The organism is Niallia oryzisoli, from assembly GCF_036670025.1.
In the GTDB taxonomy this organism is placed as follows: Bacteria; Bacillota; Bacilli; order Bacillales; family Cytobacillaceae; genus Bacillus_BD; species Bacillus_BD oryzisoli.
Genome location: NZ_CP137640.1, coordinates 1,979,226 through 1,995,354, shown reverse-complemented (window position 1 = coordinate 1,995,354; position 16,129 = coordinate 1,979,226). Strand labels below are relative to the sequence as shown.

The window sequence follows — 16,129 nt, the reverse complement described above, 5'->3', positions numbered from 1 at the left end:
TTACATGAATTTTTTAAAAAGGCTGGAAAATGAGATATTAATCGCCGATGGTGCAATGGGCACTCTCCTCTATTCATACGGGAAGGACAGCTGTATTGAACAGCTGAACCTTTCACATCCAGAACAGATTTTGGATATCCATAAAGCCTATTTGGATGCTGGTGCCCAAATTATCCAAACAAATACGTATGCTGCTAATTATTTAAAGCTTAGCCGCTACAGTTTGGAAGAATCTGTAAAAGAAATCAATAGTAAGGCTGTTCAGCTCGCTAAACAAGCAGTTCAGTCAAATGCATATGTTGTTGGCAGCATGGGCGGTAATCGCGGAATCAACCCACAGTCTCTTTCAATCGAAGAAATAAAAAGAAGTTTTCGTGAACAATTGTACTGTTTACTGCTTGAAGGTGTAGATGGTATTTTACTAGAAACCTATTATGATTTAGAAGAACTGGAAACAGTACTTGCGATTGCTAGAAAAGAAACGGATGTACCAATCATTGCCCAAGTATCAATGCAGGAGGTTGGTTTACTGCAGGACCATACAACAGTCAGTGAAGCTCTAACCCGTCTTGAAAGCTTAGGTGCTGACGTTGTCGGCTTAAATTGCCGCTTTGGCCCGCATCATATGCTGAGGGCATTAGAACAAGTAGCAATACCAGCGAAAGCGTTCTTATCCGCTTATCCGAATGCCGGGCTGCCAGCCTATACGGACGGAGTCTTTCATTATGATGGCGATCCGGACTATTTCCGAAAATCGGCCCAATCCTTCCGTGAACAAGGCGTCAGGCTGCTTGGCGGCTGCTGCGGCACAACGCCCGAGCATATCCGTGCATTTGCTTTAGAGCTAAAACATGCTGAACCTGTAAGTAAAAAGAAATTAACAATAAAAGAAGAGAGAATTGTTATTTCATTACCAGTAATTGAACGTGAATTTCCTCCCTTGCAAAACATAGTGAAGGAACGGCCATCGGTGATTGTTGAGTTGGATCCGCCTAAAAAATTGGATACAGACAAGTATTTTAAAGGTGTGGAAGCCCTAAAAGAAAAAGGGATTGATGCGATTACAATGGCAGATAATTCACTTGCTTCTCCAAGAGTATCCAATTCGGCATTAGGCTATTTGGTAAAACAGCAAACCGGGGTACGTCCGCTGATCCATCTCACATGCCGTGACAGGAATATAATTGGATTGCAATCCCATTTAATGGGACTGCACACGTTAGGTCTAAACGACTTGCTGGCGATTACCGGTGATCCGGCAAGAGTTGGTGATTTTCCTGGAGCTTCTTCTGTATACGATGTTTCTTCTTTTGAACTCATACAAATGATCAAGCAATTTAACGAAGGATTATCATTTTCAGGTAAAGATTTAGGTCAAAAAACATCTTTTTCTGTAGCAGCAGCCTTTAATCCAAATGTACGCCAACTCGATAAAGCCGTACAAAGACTTGAGAAAAAAATATCCTACGGTGCAGATTATTTTATTACCCAGCCTGTATATTCAGAAGACAAAATTATCAGTATATATGAAGAAACAAAACATTTAGATACCCCTATTTATATTGGACTGATGCCATTGACAAGCAGCAAAAATGCCGAATTTCTTCATCATGAAGTACCAGGGATTAAAATTGCTGATTCAATCCGTCATTCTATGGCAGTCTATAATGATGATCCGATAAAAGCCGCTCAGGAAGGGATTAAGATAACAAAATCACTTATCGATACAGCGGCTGAATTATTTAACGGTATCTATCTCATTACACCATTTTTACGCTATGAAATGACCGCTGAACTATCTGAATATGCCAAGCATACATCAGAGAGATTAAGGAGGAAACACCGTGTCTAAAGCTTCAATAACAGAACAAATGAATAAGAAAATTCTCATTATGGACGGTGCCATGGGGACAATGCTGCAACAGGCAAACCTCACGGCAGATGACTTCGGCGGCGAACAGTTAGAAGGCTGTAATGAAAATTTAAACATCACCCGACCTGATGTGATTGAATCGATTCACAGGCAGTATTTAGAAGCAGGTGCAGATATAATCGAAACCAATACATTTGGCGGAACAAGAATCGTGCTTGATGAGTACGATTTAGGAGCCAAAGCTTATGAAATTAATAAAACAGCTGCCCAAATCGCAAGACGTGCAGTTGACGACTACTCTACCCCGGCATGGCCGAGATATGTTGCCGGCTCTATGGGGCCGACGACCAAAACATTAAGTGTAACAGGTGGAACAACTTTTGCTCAGTTAACCCAAGATTATGAAGAGCAGGCCCGCGGTCTTATTGACGGCGGAGCCGATGTCCTTTTACTTGAAACAAGCCAGGATTTATTAAATGTAAAAGCAGGCTTTCTAGGAATCAAACAGGCTTTTGAAAAAACAGGGAACACTCTCCCGCTTATGATTTCTGGAACAATTGAACCAATGGGCACAACGCTGGCTGGCCAGTCAATTGAGGCATTCTATATTTCAGTTGAGCATATGAAGCCAATCGCCATTGGACTGAACTGTGCAACCGGTCCAGAATTTATGCAGGATCATATCCGTTCCCTTGCAAAGTTATCTACCTCGGCTGTCAGCTGCTATCCTAACGCCGGACTGCCCGATGAGGAAGGCCATTACCATGAAACACCTGAGTCTCTTGCGCAAAAATTGTCAGGTTTTGCTGCTGAAGGCTGGCTAAATGTTGTCGGCGGATGCTGCGGCACGACACCTGAACACATTAAAGTCATTTCAGAAGCAATGCAAGGCTACCAGCCAAGAACTCGTGAACAGCATAAGCTTCACATGGTGTCAGGTATTGAACCTTTCATCTATGATGACCCGACACTAAGGCCCATTATGGTTGGGGAACGAACAAATGTCATTGGTTCGAGAAAGTTTAAACGCCTAATTGCGGAAGGAAAATACGAGGAAGCAGCAGAAATAGCCCGGGCTCAAGTGAAAAAAGGAGCTCATGTTATTGATATCTGCCTTGCGGATCCTGACCGCGATGAAATGGCTGACATGGAGAACTTTATTAAAGAAGTAGTTAAAAAAGTAAAGGTCCCACTTGTCATTGATTCTACCGATGATGCTGTAATAGAGAAGGCTCTAACCTACTCCCAAGGTAAAGCAATTATTAATTCGATTAACCTTGAGGATGGCGAGGACCGATTCAAGGCCATTGCTCCACTAATCCACAAATACGGTGCTGCTGTCGTGGTCGGAACAATTGATGAAAAAGGGATGGGCGTTACAGCTGAAAAGAAATTGGAAATAGCTGAAAGATCGTATCAGCTGTTAGTAGAAAAATACGGAATTCCGCCACAGGATATCATTTTTGATCCGCTTGTATTTCCTGTTGGTACCGGTGATGAACAATATATCGGCTCCGCAAAAGCAACGGTTGAAGGGATTCGTCTGATTAAAGAAAAATTCCCAGAAGTCCAAACGATTCTCGGAGTGAGTAATGTTTCTTTCGGGTTGCCACCGGTTGGACGTGAAATCCTAAATTCCGTCTATTTATACCACTGCACCTTAGCAGGACTAGATTATGCGATTGTCAACACAGAAAAGCTGGAACGTTTTGCATCCATATCAAAAGAAGAAGTTGCCATGGCAGAGCGTCTTCTATTTGAAACAACGGATCAAACATTAGCAGAGTTTACTGATTTTTACCGTGATAAGAAAAAGGAAACAAAGAGCAGTCTTCCGGATATGACTCTTGAAGAACGCCTCGCCTACTATGTTGTGGAAGGGACAAAAGAAGGGCTGATCCCTGATTTGGACTTGGCTTTAGAGAGCTTCTCTGCACCGCTTGATATCATCAACGGGCCACTTATGGAAGGCATGAAAGAAGTGGGCCGATTATTTAATGATAACCAATTAATTGTTGCTGAAGTACTGCAAAGCGCCGAGGTTATGAAAGCAGCTGTTTCTCACTTAGAGCCGTTCATGGAAAAAAATGATTCGTCGGCTACAAAAGGAAAAATTGTTTTGGCCACAGTTAAAGGTGATGTACATGATATCGGGAAAAATCTTGTTGATATCATTTTAACGAATAACGGCTATAAGGTCATTGATCTTGGCATTAAAGTGGCTCCGGCAGATTTAATTCAAACGATTAAAAAAGAACAACCAGATATGGTTGGGTTATCAGGCTTACTGGTGAAATCGGCCCAGCAAATGGTTATTACGGCTCATGATATGAAGCAGGCCGGAATTGACATACCAATACTAGTCGGGGGTGCAGCTCTGTCACGGAAATTTACAGATAATAAAATTTCCAAAGAGTATGATGGTGTTGTTCTTTATGCAAAAGATGCGATGAACGGGCTGTCACTTGCTAACCAGCTTCAAGACCCGGCAGAGTTTGAAAAACTGGTTCAAGCAAAAATAGAAAAGCAAAATGCAGTACCGCTTGAGCCTTACGTGCGACCAACGGGTACTGTGGCAGTGAAAGTCCGTAAAAAAGTCAGCACAGATGCGCCTGTTTTTGTTCCACAGGATACAAAGCGCCATTTATTGAAGTCTTATACCCTATCCCATGTTGAACCGTATATCAATAAACAGACACTAATCGGCCACCATCTTGGCTTAAAAGGAAAACTAGAAAAGCTTCTTCAAGAAAAGGACGAAAAAGCTCTTAAATTAAACGACATGGTTAATGGTTTAATCGAGGATGCATCGAACAACGGCTGGATTTCACCGGCTGCTGCCTATCAATTTTTCCCGGCACAATCAGATGGAGACAAGGTGCTTATTTACGATCCAAATGGCACTGGAAAAGTGATCGAGACATTCGAATTTCCTAGACAAGAGGAAGAGCCCTTCCTATGCTTGGCGGACTTTTTAAAACCAGTTGAAAGTGGAGAAATGGATTATGTCTCCTTCTTTGCAGTTACGGCAGGAAAAGGCATCCGACAAATCGCAGACGGCTTAAAAAATGATGGTAAATTTTTGGAGAGTCATGCTCTGCAATCATTAGCTTTAGAAACAGCCGAAGGACTGGCTGAGTTAATCCATCGTCAAATTCGTGATCGCTGGGGATTCCCTGATCCAGTAAACTTTACGATGAAGGATCGCTTTGCAGCAAAATATCAAGGACAGCGTTTCTCATTCGGCTACCCTGCGTGCCCTGATCTTGAGGACCAGAAGAAACTCTTCCAGTTGATTTCTCCTGAGGAAATTGGAATTGAGCTTACCGAAGGCTTTATGATGGAGCCTGAAGCAAGTGTTACGGCAATTGTCTTTTCTCATCCTGAAGCAAGATATTTTAATGTTCTGCGATAAAGAATAGAGTAGGCGCATGAAAATATCATGCGCCTCTCACAGATCCGTACGTGCGGGTCATCGCATACGGCTCCTCCATGCTTATCCCCGCTGGGGATGTAGTTCATTATAAATATCCAGAAGAAAAACAAGTTTTATTTCACGAAACCTTTCATTAGGAATCGCAAAATGTAAATGTTGGGTCAACGAACTTCTCCATTTAGTCATTGAGAGATGAGGAAGTTCGCCGTCCCACTTCCTTTTTCGAAGCTCCCTGTGGAGCTTTCTTATTTTCCTCCAACTTCTTAGTTGAATCATCCGAAGCCTTCTTCGAATCCATGAATCCAGTTGTTGAAACAGTTTCTTTGAAAATCCAATACCAAAGTATCTACCCCATCCTCTGATGATGGGATTCAACCGATGCTTAAGAATTCTTCCAGATTTAATGTTTGATTTCTTTTCGTTACATCTTTGATACGTTTCTTGAATTTCTTTACTGCCTTGTCTGATGGTGAATGATAGTATCCTTGCTTGAAAACATATCCTAGAAAAATAAACGGTTCTACAAGATTATCTACAATCTTGGTTTTATCAGGATGGACTTTTAAACCCAACCCTTCTTCTAATAGCTTAACTACCGTTCTCAAAACCCTTTCAGCACCCTTTCTTGATTTGCAACAGATGACGAGGCAAGTAGACCACTGGAACCTCCCCAGTAGCCCCTCTCAGAACCGGACGTGAACCTCTCAGCTCATCCGGCTCCCATTATTCAGCCGTAGGTTTAATGCCTATTTCCCAATGTTTAAATAACTTGGGATTCTGATTTGCAATTCTACCTAAGAAATGTTCTGCTCTTTTCTTGTGACGAGCTAACCTTTTGTATTTCTTTCTTGCCCACATTATTAAGGCTTTGTTGATGTGCCTTAATGTTGGGTACATTTCTGATTTGTAGAATTTTCCATAGAAATTTATCCATCCTATTATCTTTGAGTTAAACATATTTGATAGGTCAGTAAGGTCCTTATCAGCTTTTAACTGTAGCTTCCAATCCCTTACTTTTTGTCGAATTGATTTCTTAGATTTGCTACTAATCGCTGGTGTGAAGTTAATAAAATGCTTTCCCCATCTATTCTTAGAACGTCTTGGCCTGAACGTATATCCTAGAAAATCAAACGAAATATTTTCGTGATATTCTTTCCTATCTGAGTCTTTACAATATACAATTCTTGTTTTATTTGGATGTAGTTCAAGTTTACATTCGTTCATCCTATTACTTAATGATTCAAGCAGTCTTATTGCCTCAGCTTCTGACTTGCAGTGAATGACAGCATCATCTGCATATCTCGCAAATTGATTATTAGGATGGTTAATTGTCATCCATTTATCAAATGTGTAGTGTAGAAATAGGTTCGCAAGAACTGGACTTATGACTCCACCTTGCGGTGTGCCAGAAGTACGTTCTTTTACTCCTTCTTTTGTTTGAAAAGGTGCCTTTAGCCATCTTTCAATGTATAGCTTCACCCATTTAATACTTGTGTGTTTTTCCACTGCTTTCATTAATAACCCATGATCAATGTTGTCGAATAAGCCCTTAATATCAAATTCCAGAACCCAATTGTATCTCCAACATCTTTTACGAGTTATTTCCAATGCTTGAATGGGACTTTTATTTGGTCTATAACCAAAAGAGTCCTCATGAAAGAAAGGTTCCACTGAGGGTTCAAAATACAGTTTCACAACCATTTGTGCAATTCTATCTGTAACAGTTGGAATTCCTAGTGTCCTAGTGCCACCAGCTTTCTTAGGAATCTCTACAGCTTTAACTGCTGGTGGAAAGTAACTTCCTGAGGACATTCTGTTCCACAGTTTGTAGAGATTATCCTTTAGATTCACTTCAAATTCCTCTATTGACTCATGATCAATTCCAGCTGACCCCTTGTTTGCTTTTACTCTAAGAAAGGCTTCATAAACTGCCTTTTTGGATATATTGTACGACTTTGTCTTATTCATAAGTTCCTCCCAATTTAATGGTTGACCTGTTAATAAAACTGAATAACATAACCCCTTTGCTCCATCTCCGTTAGGAGGTTTCATAGCTACTACGAGTTATTCCGCCCCTATACATGGCATTGGTACTCTGATTCTTGTGGGGCTTCCACTTGAAATCTCTCCCTTGGCATCCATGTCGTAGGTTCCCACGTTCCACACTCAAGCCTATATTAAGTTCACGCCGCCTTTATACCGGTCACCGAACGGACAGTAAACAGGTTCCCTCCGAACTTATCCCGAGTTAACGACTCCCCCTCAGTTTTGATGACATCCTTACGCTTTCGATACTTCTTCAGCGGTTCAGTGGTTTTCGTCTCCTTAATACGTACCTGACAGAGTCTTGCTCTGCCTTTTCCCTAACGCTCAATACCATAGCTTTTGACTACAGCACCATAGGGTGGTTTGCAATCTCTACCTGTATAGCGATTGCGAGAGGCCTACTCTCATCTCAAGTGCAGCATAGCTTATTGGGGGTGCCGTTAGGCACACTTTCCTTGCTTTCGTGGCACACAGTCATCTGCATACCTTGTAATGCGGTGACCTCTTTTAGTCATCATTTCATCAAGTGGGTGTAGATAGATATTTGCTAGTAGCGGACTAATTACGCCGCCTTGAGGGCTCCCGTTATCGTTTTCGTAGAAAACACCGTTTTCAAGGATTCCCGATTTTAAGAACTGTACAATTAAAGCTAAAACACTGCTATCCACTACTTCTTCTTTAATTAAGTTAATAAGTTTATCGTGGGGGATTGCATCAAAGTACGTCTTAATGTCGGCGTCAATTACATACATATAACCTTCCATCAAATCCTTACGGATTTTGTCAATAGCCATATGTGCACTACGGTTAGGACGAAATCCATAACTACAGTCTAGAAACTTCTGTTCAAAGATAGGTTCAAGTATTTTCTTCGTTGCTGCTTGAAGAATTCGGTCTTCAACTGTTGGTATTCCTAATGGACGTTTAGAACCATCAGCTTTTGGAATATACACTCTTCTGACAGGTTTTACCCGGTATGTTTTAGTACGCAAAGATTCTTGGAGCACTCTTAAGTTGTGTTCCAATTTTATTTCATAATCTTTAATTGTTACTTTATCCACACCATGCGAGCCTCGGTTTTTCTTCACATCATTGAAGGCTTCTTCCAGGTTTTGATAGTTCCAGATTTTATCAATTAGACTGTACCATTTGCGTTTCTTTTTAGAACTCTCAACTACACGTAAGCTTCGTTTTCCTATTGATTCATTCATGTATTCGTTTCCTTTCCCAATACAATATCGACTGAATAGGTAGCCCAATGGTCGATATTTGATATTAGTACTACGCCCTAAACAACCTACTTTCTTTCGGTCTCGATTCTTAGGCTATCTACCTCATTGACTTCTGTTTAGTACATGACGAGTAAATAGGTTCGTAATGCTTTTCTTACATGGGCAGACGGGCTTCGCATCAGTTCATTGCCTTTTGGGTCAACGTCTGTCTTACCAACATTGTGATGAGTCACTTATCTTTGTGGCATTTCCGACAAGTTTATTCACTACTATCCCCTGCTCTGACTTCTCACCTTCCATAGTCAATTTCTCGTCCATCGCGGCTTTGAAAAAGGGTTACCACCAATTTGTGGAGAAGATAAGATCTCCTTGGGTCACGTCATCGCCTTTCACTCGAAACCAGTCCTCATAACTAATAAGATACAGAGTGGTATTGGACTTCCCCATCCTTTGCAAGGTTATCCCATCTTACCAGCCAACATGGTTACAGCCACCTGTTCCGAGTTTTGCCTTCAAGTCCTCCGCACGAAATCTCACGACACTCGCACTACCTGTCAGCTATACATTTCCGCCACAACGGCACGTTAGGGACTTTTACCCATTAGAGCGATGCGCTGCCAAGCGCACAAAAGAAATCGGCTATATCAGCCGATTTCTTTTTTGTTCTTTTATAAATTCTCATTTTGCTGCCCTATTTCAGCGCCTGTGATGATCATATTTGCTTCTTCGATTCTTTTATGTTCATCTACGGAATCACCGGGCACAATTTTTTCATTTGGAAAAATCGAACCGTTTTCAATCGTCATCATTTCCTTTTTGGGAGCAGTCGTAAGATAATCTTTCGTTTTTGCTTTAGCCACGTTAATCACTCCTTACTATAAGATTAACCCCAGCCATTTAACTTATGTCTGCCAATTTCAGCAAAAGAACAGCCTGTCCATCAAAAAGATGACAGGCTGTTTACAGTTCCGGTGCTATTACAACTGTCCGGCAAATGATGTTCAATATACGTTTCAATTTCTGCGATCGCCGTATCGAGATCATCTGCCTGTATTTCCGTGAAATCATTTTTATATTCATTCTGTTTATATTGATAGCGTGGATCATAATAATGGATCAATAATAAACGAATGACCTCTTTATACTGATGGTTTCTTGTAACTTCCAATAAAGCGTTATAAACTTCATCATTCTTTATTCGCTTTTTTAGTAATCCAACTTTTTCAAGAATTGTGTCATGAAACCATTGCTCATGTTCATTTGGTTTTACATATTCATCAAATATTCGCATGACTCTTGTTTCTACTGAAGCTTTTAAATAAATATTTAAACCATTAATTTTTTTCTCATAAAGTTCATCTGGCTGGCCTGCTTTTCCAATTCTCTTGCTCTCCGCCTCGACGATAAAATATGAAGACCCTTGGATCTTTCTCAGACTCTCGTATAATAAGCTGTCGAAGACTTTTTGATTGTTCCCATCAATCGCAAAGCCTACTGCACCAAAAAGCGACCCGCGGTGAGCGGCAATTCCTTCTAAATCTATAACTGGATAGCCCTTTTTCTGCAGTTGAACTAATATTTCCGTTTTTCCAGTACCAGTCATACCATGTAAAACAAGAGCCTGATCGGGGATTAACATTGGGATCTGCTCTAAAATATACTGTCGATATGCGCGATAACCTCCAGATACACGAATAGATTCAATGCCGGAAAAATCTAAGAAGGTTGCGATCGATCCACTTCTCATCCCACCCCGCCAGCAATATAACACTGGATGTTTCCCTTCTTCCTTCATACTTTTTATGGAGCCGAGTACATGTACAAGCTTTGGTGAAACAATTTCCATTGCCCGCCATTTCGCTTCTTGGGGCCCTTTTTGTTTATATAGGGTTCCAACCTCTTTTCTCTCCTCATTCGTAAAAATTGGAATATTTATTGCACCTGGAATCGACGCCTCCTCATATTCACCTGGTGATCTTACATCAACCGGTACAACATGCTCCATTTCTAATAATTCTTTAACGGTAATATCTTTCAAAATAACTGCCTCCGTAACTATACTGCTTTCATAATCTTCACGATAAAAAGGATATTAGTTTCTCTAATATCCTTCTCTTTTACCTTGAGAATGATTGTTCGTCAATTCTTTCCGTAACTGCTCTTCTTCTTCCTTTACGCAAATAATAGCAATTTGTTCTTCTAAAAGATGATGTAAAATGTCCTTTTCATCGCTGCAGCTGTTTCTCTCCTCTTTCAACCTCAATACCTCCAAATAACATGTTTACGTATCATTTTTCACAATTATTGAAATCCTATACGTCCACATTCTTTCCGGTAATGTCAGGTTGTATAATCTTTTCCTGTTAACTTTGTAAGCGCTCGGCAGAATTCTGCCCATCCTTTAGGAAAACATTGCAGTCCTTCACTTTTAAATATTTTAGACCTTGTTTCCAAGCAAATAGACCAGCTCGTACCATCGAGAACAATTCCTTGCTTCTCATAAATTGCCTGCCAGTCCCATATATTCAAACGGTAAATCTCCCTTTTAAACTCTTCAGTACTTCCGGGTGCAACCGGCTTATATTCTAAATGTTGGGAAGGATCAAGATTCATTTCAAAAAAGATAAAGTTATTATGGATGAAGTCGACTTTTACTCGTAACCAAGGACCTCCACATTTATCAACATTAGCGGTTAATGAAACAATATTCCTATCCGGAAGCAACGAGACAATATCATTATGAACATAAAAAAGATCCCTTTTTCTAGTGATTACTGATTTGATATGTGTTTGTTTAACAGGCTTGTCTCTTTCTTTCATAAATTGGGGATCAGAATTTATTTGCTGACAAATAGAAGGAATACTCGCCGGTCCTGTTTGATCGAGATAAGAAAGAATCATTTCATACATATTCATATTATATACCTCCGAAAGATATCCTTTCATGAGAATTTCTTTCCATTATTTCGTTCAATTATTTAATAAATTGGCTCTGTTAAACATGGTTGTTGATTTCCGTTCCGGGCACTTCGCGCACCTTAGGGGCGACCGCCGAGCCTCCTCGACACTGCGTGTCTGTGGGGTCTTGCCTGTCTCGCTTCTCCCGCAGGAGTCTACGTGCCCTCCACTGCAATCAACCTGCTAACTAAAAACCAGCATTGTTCTTAACACAGCCATATATATAACAATTCGTCTATGATATAAATAGTATACAGCAATCATGATGATTCAGCTGTAATAATTGACACTACTCTTTTGGAATTTAACGATCATGTTTTGGATACTTTCCGACAATATGGATGGCCTGAATAATTTTCTTATTTATCCACTTTCGATTTTCTTCCCTATTTAAATACTCAAATACCCTATTTCGTCCCTCTTCTGTTGTTACATAATGACTCGGAAGATTATTTAAGCTAAGCGCAATAATATCATTTCTGCATTTTTGACAATGACAGAAGGTTTGGTAATCAGGACTCATCATGAGAACATTAACAAGAGTTGTAAGTACTTCTTCCATTACATTATAAAATCCTTTATCCATCATTTCATCCAATCTTGGGTATTTTAAATGACTTTTTTTCAAATTCATCATACCATAGAATTTTGCCCTTTTACATGAATAGGAATGCTTTATTTACTGCATACTGAAAAATGATACCTTAATTGGTTATCACTAGTTTCAGCGATTCTAATGAAGAGGTGATTCGATGAGTTACAGAGATCATGTAGATTCTCACTCTGAGCTTTTCCTTCATACTTGGACAAGACCTAAGCATCAAAAGTCACAAGTAAATGGACAAACAAAGAGAAGTCAAAATAATATTATTTTGCGCAGTAACGCGAAGGCCCATCATTGGTAAGAAAGCTGATTCAAGTAGAAGGGAGCTGTTAAATCAGCTTCCTTCTTTTTTGTATAAAAACCAAATGATTTGGGAACAAATGAATTAAATGGAAACAAAAAACTAAATCGAAATTTACAGACTTTTTCTGTATATTCTTCTTCGCTTTATGTTAAAATGGTTAGGATAATACTGAATTGTGTGAAAAATCACATATAACAGGTCCGAAAACTGTTACAAAAGAACTAGGATAAAATAAGCACGGGGGTATATGATGGATATAGCGGCGACCAATCATCCATTATTAAAAACGAAATTGCTGCAGCATATTCAATCCTTGAGAGAGCAGCTTGTTCTTACCGGGATAAAAGAAGGGTTAAATCATGAAAAAACCCTCCATCTTAGTCAAAAACTAGATGAGTATATATATTTATATCAATCTTTTGATAAGCAAAGCTGCAACAATACATCAGATCTTTGAGTTTTTTCATAAAAACGTGAATAAACAAACAGACAGGAAACCCTGTTTGTTTGTTTATTCACGTTTACACCAATGCAAATTTTTCATTTCCTTATAGTCCAGTTATCCCGGAAATTAAGGTACCCAGTGCAGCAAAACTAAGTCTAATCAAGAAGAAGATAATGACGATCGTAAAGGATACTGCTTTAGAAAGCTGACCAACCTTATGTAACCCAAGTGCGGTTAAAATCATTGTCCAAATACTAAATAACTCGAATGCACCTAACACGCTTGATTTACTATTTAATAAATGAGCAAGACTTGTGATATACCCATCTGTACTGCTCATGCCGATCACTGCCATAATAGCGAAATTTAATAATGATCCAACAGCACTAATAAAATAAATATATGTATTCATTGAGAATAATTGCTTAAATGATGTTTCTTTTCTAGCGGTCTTCACAATAATAAAATGAATAAGCGTTGAAACCAAAATAGCAAAAATAGGTGCTACAAATCCGGACACAGCGGTTGTCGCTTTTGCAATTGCAAGCGTCATTGCCGCTTCATCAAATGTCATACCAGGCAGCATTAAATCCTCTGTTGTCATTGACAACGCTATAGTCAGATACGCAGCAATATTTAACACAGTGACAATCAAGAGTGGAATCCATATCCGCTGATTTTGGCGGATCTTATTAAATTGTTCCCCTGGACTCCAAAACATTCCCAACAGCATTGGTCCTGGCTTTTTCCCCTGTACTTCTTTTTCCATTTCTACTGCTCACTCCTTGAATAATCTTATCTGTTATTCAAACGCAAAGCTCGATAAAAAGTTTCAAGATACGTTTTGATTTAGGGTTATTTTCATGTCATTTCTGATCCATTTCCTCGTAATATGGATTAGGTCTGTAAAATGTCCGCCATTGGAAATGGTATGGTTGGCTCCAGCAATCTCATAGCTTGCTGCATTTCCACATGCCCGTTTCGAAAACGCCTGTTCATAGTCTTTTGCATAACGGACAGGGATCTCTTCATCGCCAGTGCCATGGACAATCAGTACATTTCCAATAAAACGATCAGCTATTTGTAACGGTTGGTAGCGTGCCAATGATTCAAAGAAAGGCTCTGTCAGTGTGTAACCTAAATAATCAATTTCAGACCGGTACTTTAAGGAACGGACTGTTTCTTTGCCCACAATCCTGCGAATATCTTCATATGGATTAGCCACAGCAGACCAGAGAATTAAACGTTTAACCCGTTTATCATTAACTGCTGTTAATACAGCTGTTGCCCCACCTAAACTATGTCCAAGTACAGTGATTTGTTCAGGATCCACGTGTTTTACTCGACAAGCAAAATCAATCACAGTTTCTAATTGATTAATAAAATCATGTAATCCTGTTCTTCCATATTCACCGCTGCTTTCTCCACAGCCCGAGAGATCAAAGCGCAAAACAATGAATTGATCTTGAGTCAGTTCTTTTGCAGCTTTCACAAATAACCTGTCAACACCCACCTTGCTGCCAATAAAGCCATGACAAATAATGATAAGGGGATAGTTTTTCCCTTCCTCCAAGTTTGTAGGATAATCAATCACCGCCGCTAATTGTTCATTCTTCCATTTTATAAATACTGATTTTTTCATCATTTATCGCCCCTTTCTCGCTTTAAAACTCCCTTTTCTAATATATCTTATAAGTTTACTTGGTTTTAATGTTAAAAATTTTTGCGATATACTATACAATATAGAGTAAGATAAGAAGAGATCCTGAAGATACTCATCCTATCTTTTACATGCTTAATAAACGTCGTCAAGTATATAAAACTACTATATTTAATAAAAACTGTTTTGTCAATTGATTCTGTTCACATTAACAAACAATCAGGATTTATTGTTTAGCAATGCATGCTCAAACGGAGCGTAAAATTTCCCTTTCGGCGCAATAATATCGGAATCGGATAATATCATTTCTCCCTCTACTTCATATTCACCTTCAGGAAAAAAGTCAAAAAAGCCGCTAGAAATATGCAGTTCAATAAAATAATCATACAACTCATACATTAATTGTCGATACCCATCATAATCAAGGATCTCGCCAAATTTATCTAGTTCAAAATTCTTTTTAATCGCTTCTTGAAATTCAAAGTGATTTGAGGTAGCAATTTCCAAATCAACGTCCGCACATTCCAAACAAAGCAGAACTTCCTCATCTTTTATTTCTTCATAAGATTTTTCTACAATTTCTTTTAATATCCATATCACTTCTTGTTCGTTTATTAACTTTTTCGTTGTCTTTAACATACATTCTCCCCCTATAACTATATTTCTTATTTTAAGGAGGTACATGACTTTTTCAAGTAAATTGAAATATTATAATACCCATTGCTTTATTGCCTCTGCTACTCCGTCTTCTTGATTCGTGATTGTTACCCAATCAGCAGCATGCTTCACTTCTTCCTGAGCATTTCCCATTGCAACACCAAGACCTGATTTTTGAATCATCAGGATATCATTTAAACTATCCCCGATAGCCATAACATTGTCTAACGATAGATTCAAACGGTCACAAACTTTCGTTATCGCTTGTGCTTTGTTAATGCCTGCAGCATTAATTTCAATATTTACCGGACTAGAATTGCTCGTTTCAAGAAATGGCTTATCTTTGAGCTGTTTTAAGATCGCATGCCTAATCTCGGTATCATCAATATCATAACCAAACTTGAGCCATTGATGAGCTAAAATGTTGTCAGGCATTTGATTTCGCCAAACACGGTCAATACTTGTCGCCCAGTACTTTGTTCCATATGTTTGCGAAAGTTCCCACATCCATTGGACCTGTTCAGATTGTAGCGCATTTCTTTCCAACAGCTTTCCTTGATCCCATATTTCACCGCCATTTACTGTAACTAAATTTGATAACAGATTAAGAGATTTGGCATATTCGTGACATGTCATGATCGAGCGTCCCGTACAAAGTATAACCTGTACTCCTTTTTCTTTAGCTTGACTAATCGCTTCACGGTTTGAATTGGATACTTCCTGCTGGTTATTTAATAATGTACCATCCATATCTAATGCGATTAATTTTATTTCCCTATTTGATTGCGAATAATTCAATATTATCGACTCCCTTACCGATAATGCTTGTTAAAAAATACGTGACATTTGATTGATAAACCGCCTCTTTGTGACAATTTAACAATAAAATCCCAAAGATATTACAGTAGATGACA

17 protein-coding genes are annotated in these 16,129 nt (G+C 39.2%); 4 read left to right on the top strand and 13 right to left on the bottom strand.

Annotated elements, in window-relative coordinates; translation table 11 throughout:
• The first annotated feature begins 4 nt into the window (after nucleotides 1-4).
• A complete protein-coding gene (locus R4Z09_RS10030) occupies nucleotides 5-1,852 on the top strand; it encodes a bifunctional homocysteine S-methyltransferase/methylenetetrahydrofolate reductase (RefSeq protein ID WP_338452183.1) in 1,848 nt (615 codons plus the stop codon).
• Nucleotides 1,845-5,288 (top strand): methionine synthase, encoded by a 3,444-nt coding sequence (gene metH, locus R4Z09_RS10025; RefSeq protein WP_338452182.1) that lies wholly within the window; start codon nucleotides 1,845-1,847, stop codon nucleotides 5,286-5,288. The genes R4Z09_RS10030 and metH overlap by 8 nt, the downstream gene beginning before the upstream one ends.
• Before the next feature lie 81 nt (nucleotides 5,289-5,369).
• Here the strand turns inward: metH and R4Z09_RS10020 are convergent, their stop codons facing one another.
• The 9 genes from R4Z09_RS10020 to R4Z09_RS09980 form a co-directional block, all read right to left on the bottom strand.
• Entirely contained in the window at nucleotides 5,370-5,699 is a 330-nt protein-coding gene (locus R4Z09_RS10020) for a group II intron maturase-specific domain-containing protein (RefSeq protein WP_338453240.1), read from the bottom strand.
• Nucleotides 5,681-5,914 (bottom strand): hypothetical protein, encoded by a 234-nt coding sequence (locus R4Z09_RS10015; RefSeq protein ID WP_338452181.1) that lies wholly within the window; start codon nucleotides 5,912-5,914, stop codon nucleotides 5,681-5,683. Before R4Z09_RS10015 ends, R4Z09_RS10020 begins: the two co-directional genes overlap by 19 nt.
• 118 nt (nucleotides 5,915-6,032) lie before the next feature.
• Nucleotides 6,033-7,277, bottom strand: a complete 1,245-nt coding sequence (gene ltrA, locus R4Z09_RS10010; RefSeq protein ID WP_338452180.1) for a group II intron reverse transcriptase/maturase — start codon at nucleotides 7,275-7,277, stop codon at nucleotides 6,033-6,035.
• A gap of 518 nt (nucleotides 7,278-7,795) precedes the next feature.
• Nucleotides 7,796-8,566: a group II intron reverse transcriptase/maturase gene (ltrA, locus tag R4Z09_RS10005; RefSeq protein WP_338452179.1), complete on the bottom strand. Its 771-nt coding sequence runs from the start codon at nucleotides 8,564-8,566 to the stop codon at nucleotides 7,796-7,798.
• A gap of 689 nt (nucleotides 8,567-9,255) precedes the next feature.
• Entirely contained in the window at nucleotides 9,256-9,447 is a 192-nt protein-coding gene (locus tag R4Z09_RS10000; protein WP_338452178.1) for a hypothetical protein, read from the bottom strand.
• An 80-nt stretch (nucleotides 9,448-9,527) separates the two neighbouring features.
• A complete protein-coding gene (gene mnmH, locus R4Z09_RS09995) occupies nucleotides 9,528-10,625 on the bottom strand; it encodes a tRNA 2-selenouridine(34) synthase MnmH (RefSeq protein ID WP_338452177.1) in 1,098 nt (365 codons plus the stop codon).
• A 63-nt stretch (nucleotides 10,626-10,688) separates the two neighbouring features.
• Nucleotides 10,689-10,844, bottom strand: a complete 156-nt coding sequence (locus tag R4Z09_RS09990; protein ID WP_338452176.1) for a hypothetical protein — start codon at nucleotides 10,842-10,844, stop codon at nucleotides 10,689-10,691.
• An 83-nt stretch (nucleotides 10,845-10,927) separates the two neighbouring features.
• Nucleotides 10,928-11,503 carry a hypothetical protein gene (locus R4Z09_RS09985; RefSeq protein WP_338452175.1) on the bottom strand — a complete coding sequence of 192 codons (576 nt, stop codon included), beginning with the start codon at nucleotides 11,501-11,503 and terminating at the stop codon, nucleotides 10,928-10,930.
• Between the two features lie 346 nt (nucleotides 11,504-11,849).
• Nucleotides 11,850-12,173, bottom strand: a complete 324-nt coding sequence (locus tag R4Z09_RS09980; protein ID WP_338452174.1) for a late competence development ComFB family protein — start codon at nucleotides 12,171-12,173, stop codon at nucleotides 11,850-11,852.
• Nucleotides 12,174-12,297: 124 nt separating this feature from the next.
• On the opposite strand from R4Z09_RS09980, the gene R4Z09_RS09975 reads away from it, so the two are divergent.
• Both R4Z09_RS09975 and R4Z09_RS09970 read left to right on the top strand, forming a co-directional pair.
• Nucleotides 12,298-12,450, top strand: a complete 153-nt coding sequence (locus tag R4Z09_RS09975) for a YpzG family protein (RefSeq protein WP_338452173.1) — start codon at nucleotides 12,298-12,300, stop codon at nucleotides 12,448-12,450.
• Between the two features lie 253 nt (nucleotides 12,451-12,703).
• Complete coding sequence (locus R4Z09_RS09970) at nucleotides 12,704-12,910, top strand: aspartyl-phosphate phosphatase Spo0E family protein (protein ID WP_338452172.1); 207 nt, start codon at nucleotides 12,704-12,706, stop codon at nucleotides 12,908-12,910.
• Between the two features lie 91 nt (nucleotides 12,911-13,001).
• Here the strand turns inward: R4Z09_RS09970 and R4Z09_RS09965 are convergent, their stop codons facing one another.
• From R4Z09_RS09965 to R4Z09_RS09950, 4 genes are all read right to left on the bottom strand, one after another.
• Nucleotides 13,002-13,667 carry a Yip1 family protein gene (locus tag R4Z09_RS09965; RefSeq protein ID WP_338452171.1) on the bottom strand — a complete coding sequence of 222 codons (666 nt, stop codon included), beginning with the start codon at nucleotides 13,665-13,667 and terminating at the stop codon, nucleotides 13,002-13,004.
• A gap of 63 nt (nucleotides 13,668-13,730) precedes the next feature.
• A complete protein-coding gene (locus R4Z09_RS09960) occupies nucleotides 13,731-14,543 on the bottom strand; it encodes an alpha/beta hydrolase (protein ID WP_338452170.1) in 813 nt (270 codons plus the stop codon).
• A gap of 234 nt (nucleotides 14,544-14,777) precedes the next feature.
• Complete coding sequence (locus tag R4Z09_RS09955) at nucleotides 14,778-15,197, bottom strand: hypothetical protein (protein WP_338452169.1); 420 nt, start codon at nucleotides 15,195-15,197, stop codon at nucleotides 14,778-14,780.
• 69 nt (nucleotides 15,198-15,266) lie between these two features.
• Nucleotides 15,267-16,013: a Cof-type HAD-IIB family hydrolase gene (locus R4Z09_RS09950; RefSeq protein WP_338452168.1), complete on the bottom strand. Its 747-nt coding sequence runs from the start codon at nucleotides 16,011-16,013 to the stop codon at nucleotides 15,267-15,269.
• Nucleotides 16,014-16,129 lie beyond the last annotated feature (116 nt).

Coding starts and splice junctions, on each gene's coding strand:
- R4Z09_RS10030 (WP_338452183.1), top strand. CDS start 5: ATGAATTTTTTAAAAAGGCTGGAAAATGAGATATTAATCGCCGATGGT.
- ltrA (WP_338452180.1), bottom strand. CDS start 7,277: ATGAATAAGACAAAGTCGTACAATATATCCAAAAAGGCAGTTTATGAA.
- ltrA (WP_338452179.1), bottom strand. CDS start 8,566: ATGAATGAATCAATAGGAAAACGAAGCTTACGTGTAGTTGAGAGTTCT.
- R4Z09_RS09985 (WP_338452175.1), bottom strand. CDS start 11,503: ATGAATATGTATGAAATGATTCTTTCTTATCTCGATCAAACAGGACCG.
- R4Z09_RS09975 (WP_338452173.1), top strand. CDS start 12,298: ATGAGTTACAGAGATCATGTAGATTCTCACTCTGAGCTTTTCCTTCAT.
- R4Z09_RS09970 (WP_338452172.1), top strand. CDS start 12,704: ATGGATATAGCGGCGACCAATCATCCATTATTAAAAACGAAATTGCTG.
- R4Z09_RS09965 (WP_338452171.1), bottom strand. CDS start 13,667: ATGGAAAAAGAAGTACAGGGGAAAAAGCCAGGACCAATGCTGTTGGGA.
- R4Z09_RS09960 (WP_338452170.1), bottom strand. CDS start 14,543: ATGATGAAAAAATCAGTATTTATAAAATGGAAGAATGAACAATTAGCG.
- R4Z09_RS09955 (WP_338452169.1), bottom strand. CDS start 15,197: ATGTTAAAGACAACGAAAAAGTTAATAAACGAACAAGAAGTGATATGG.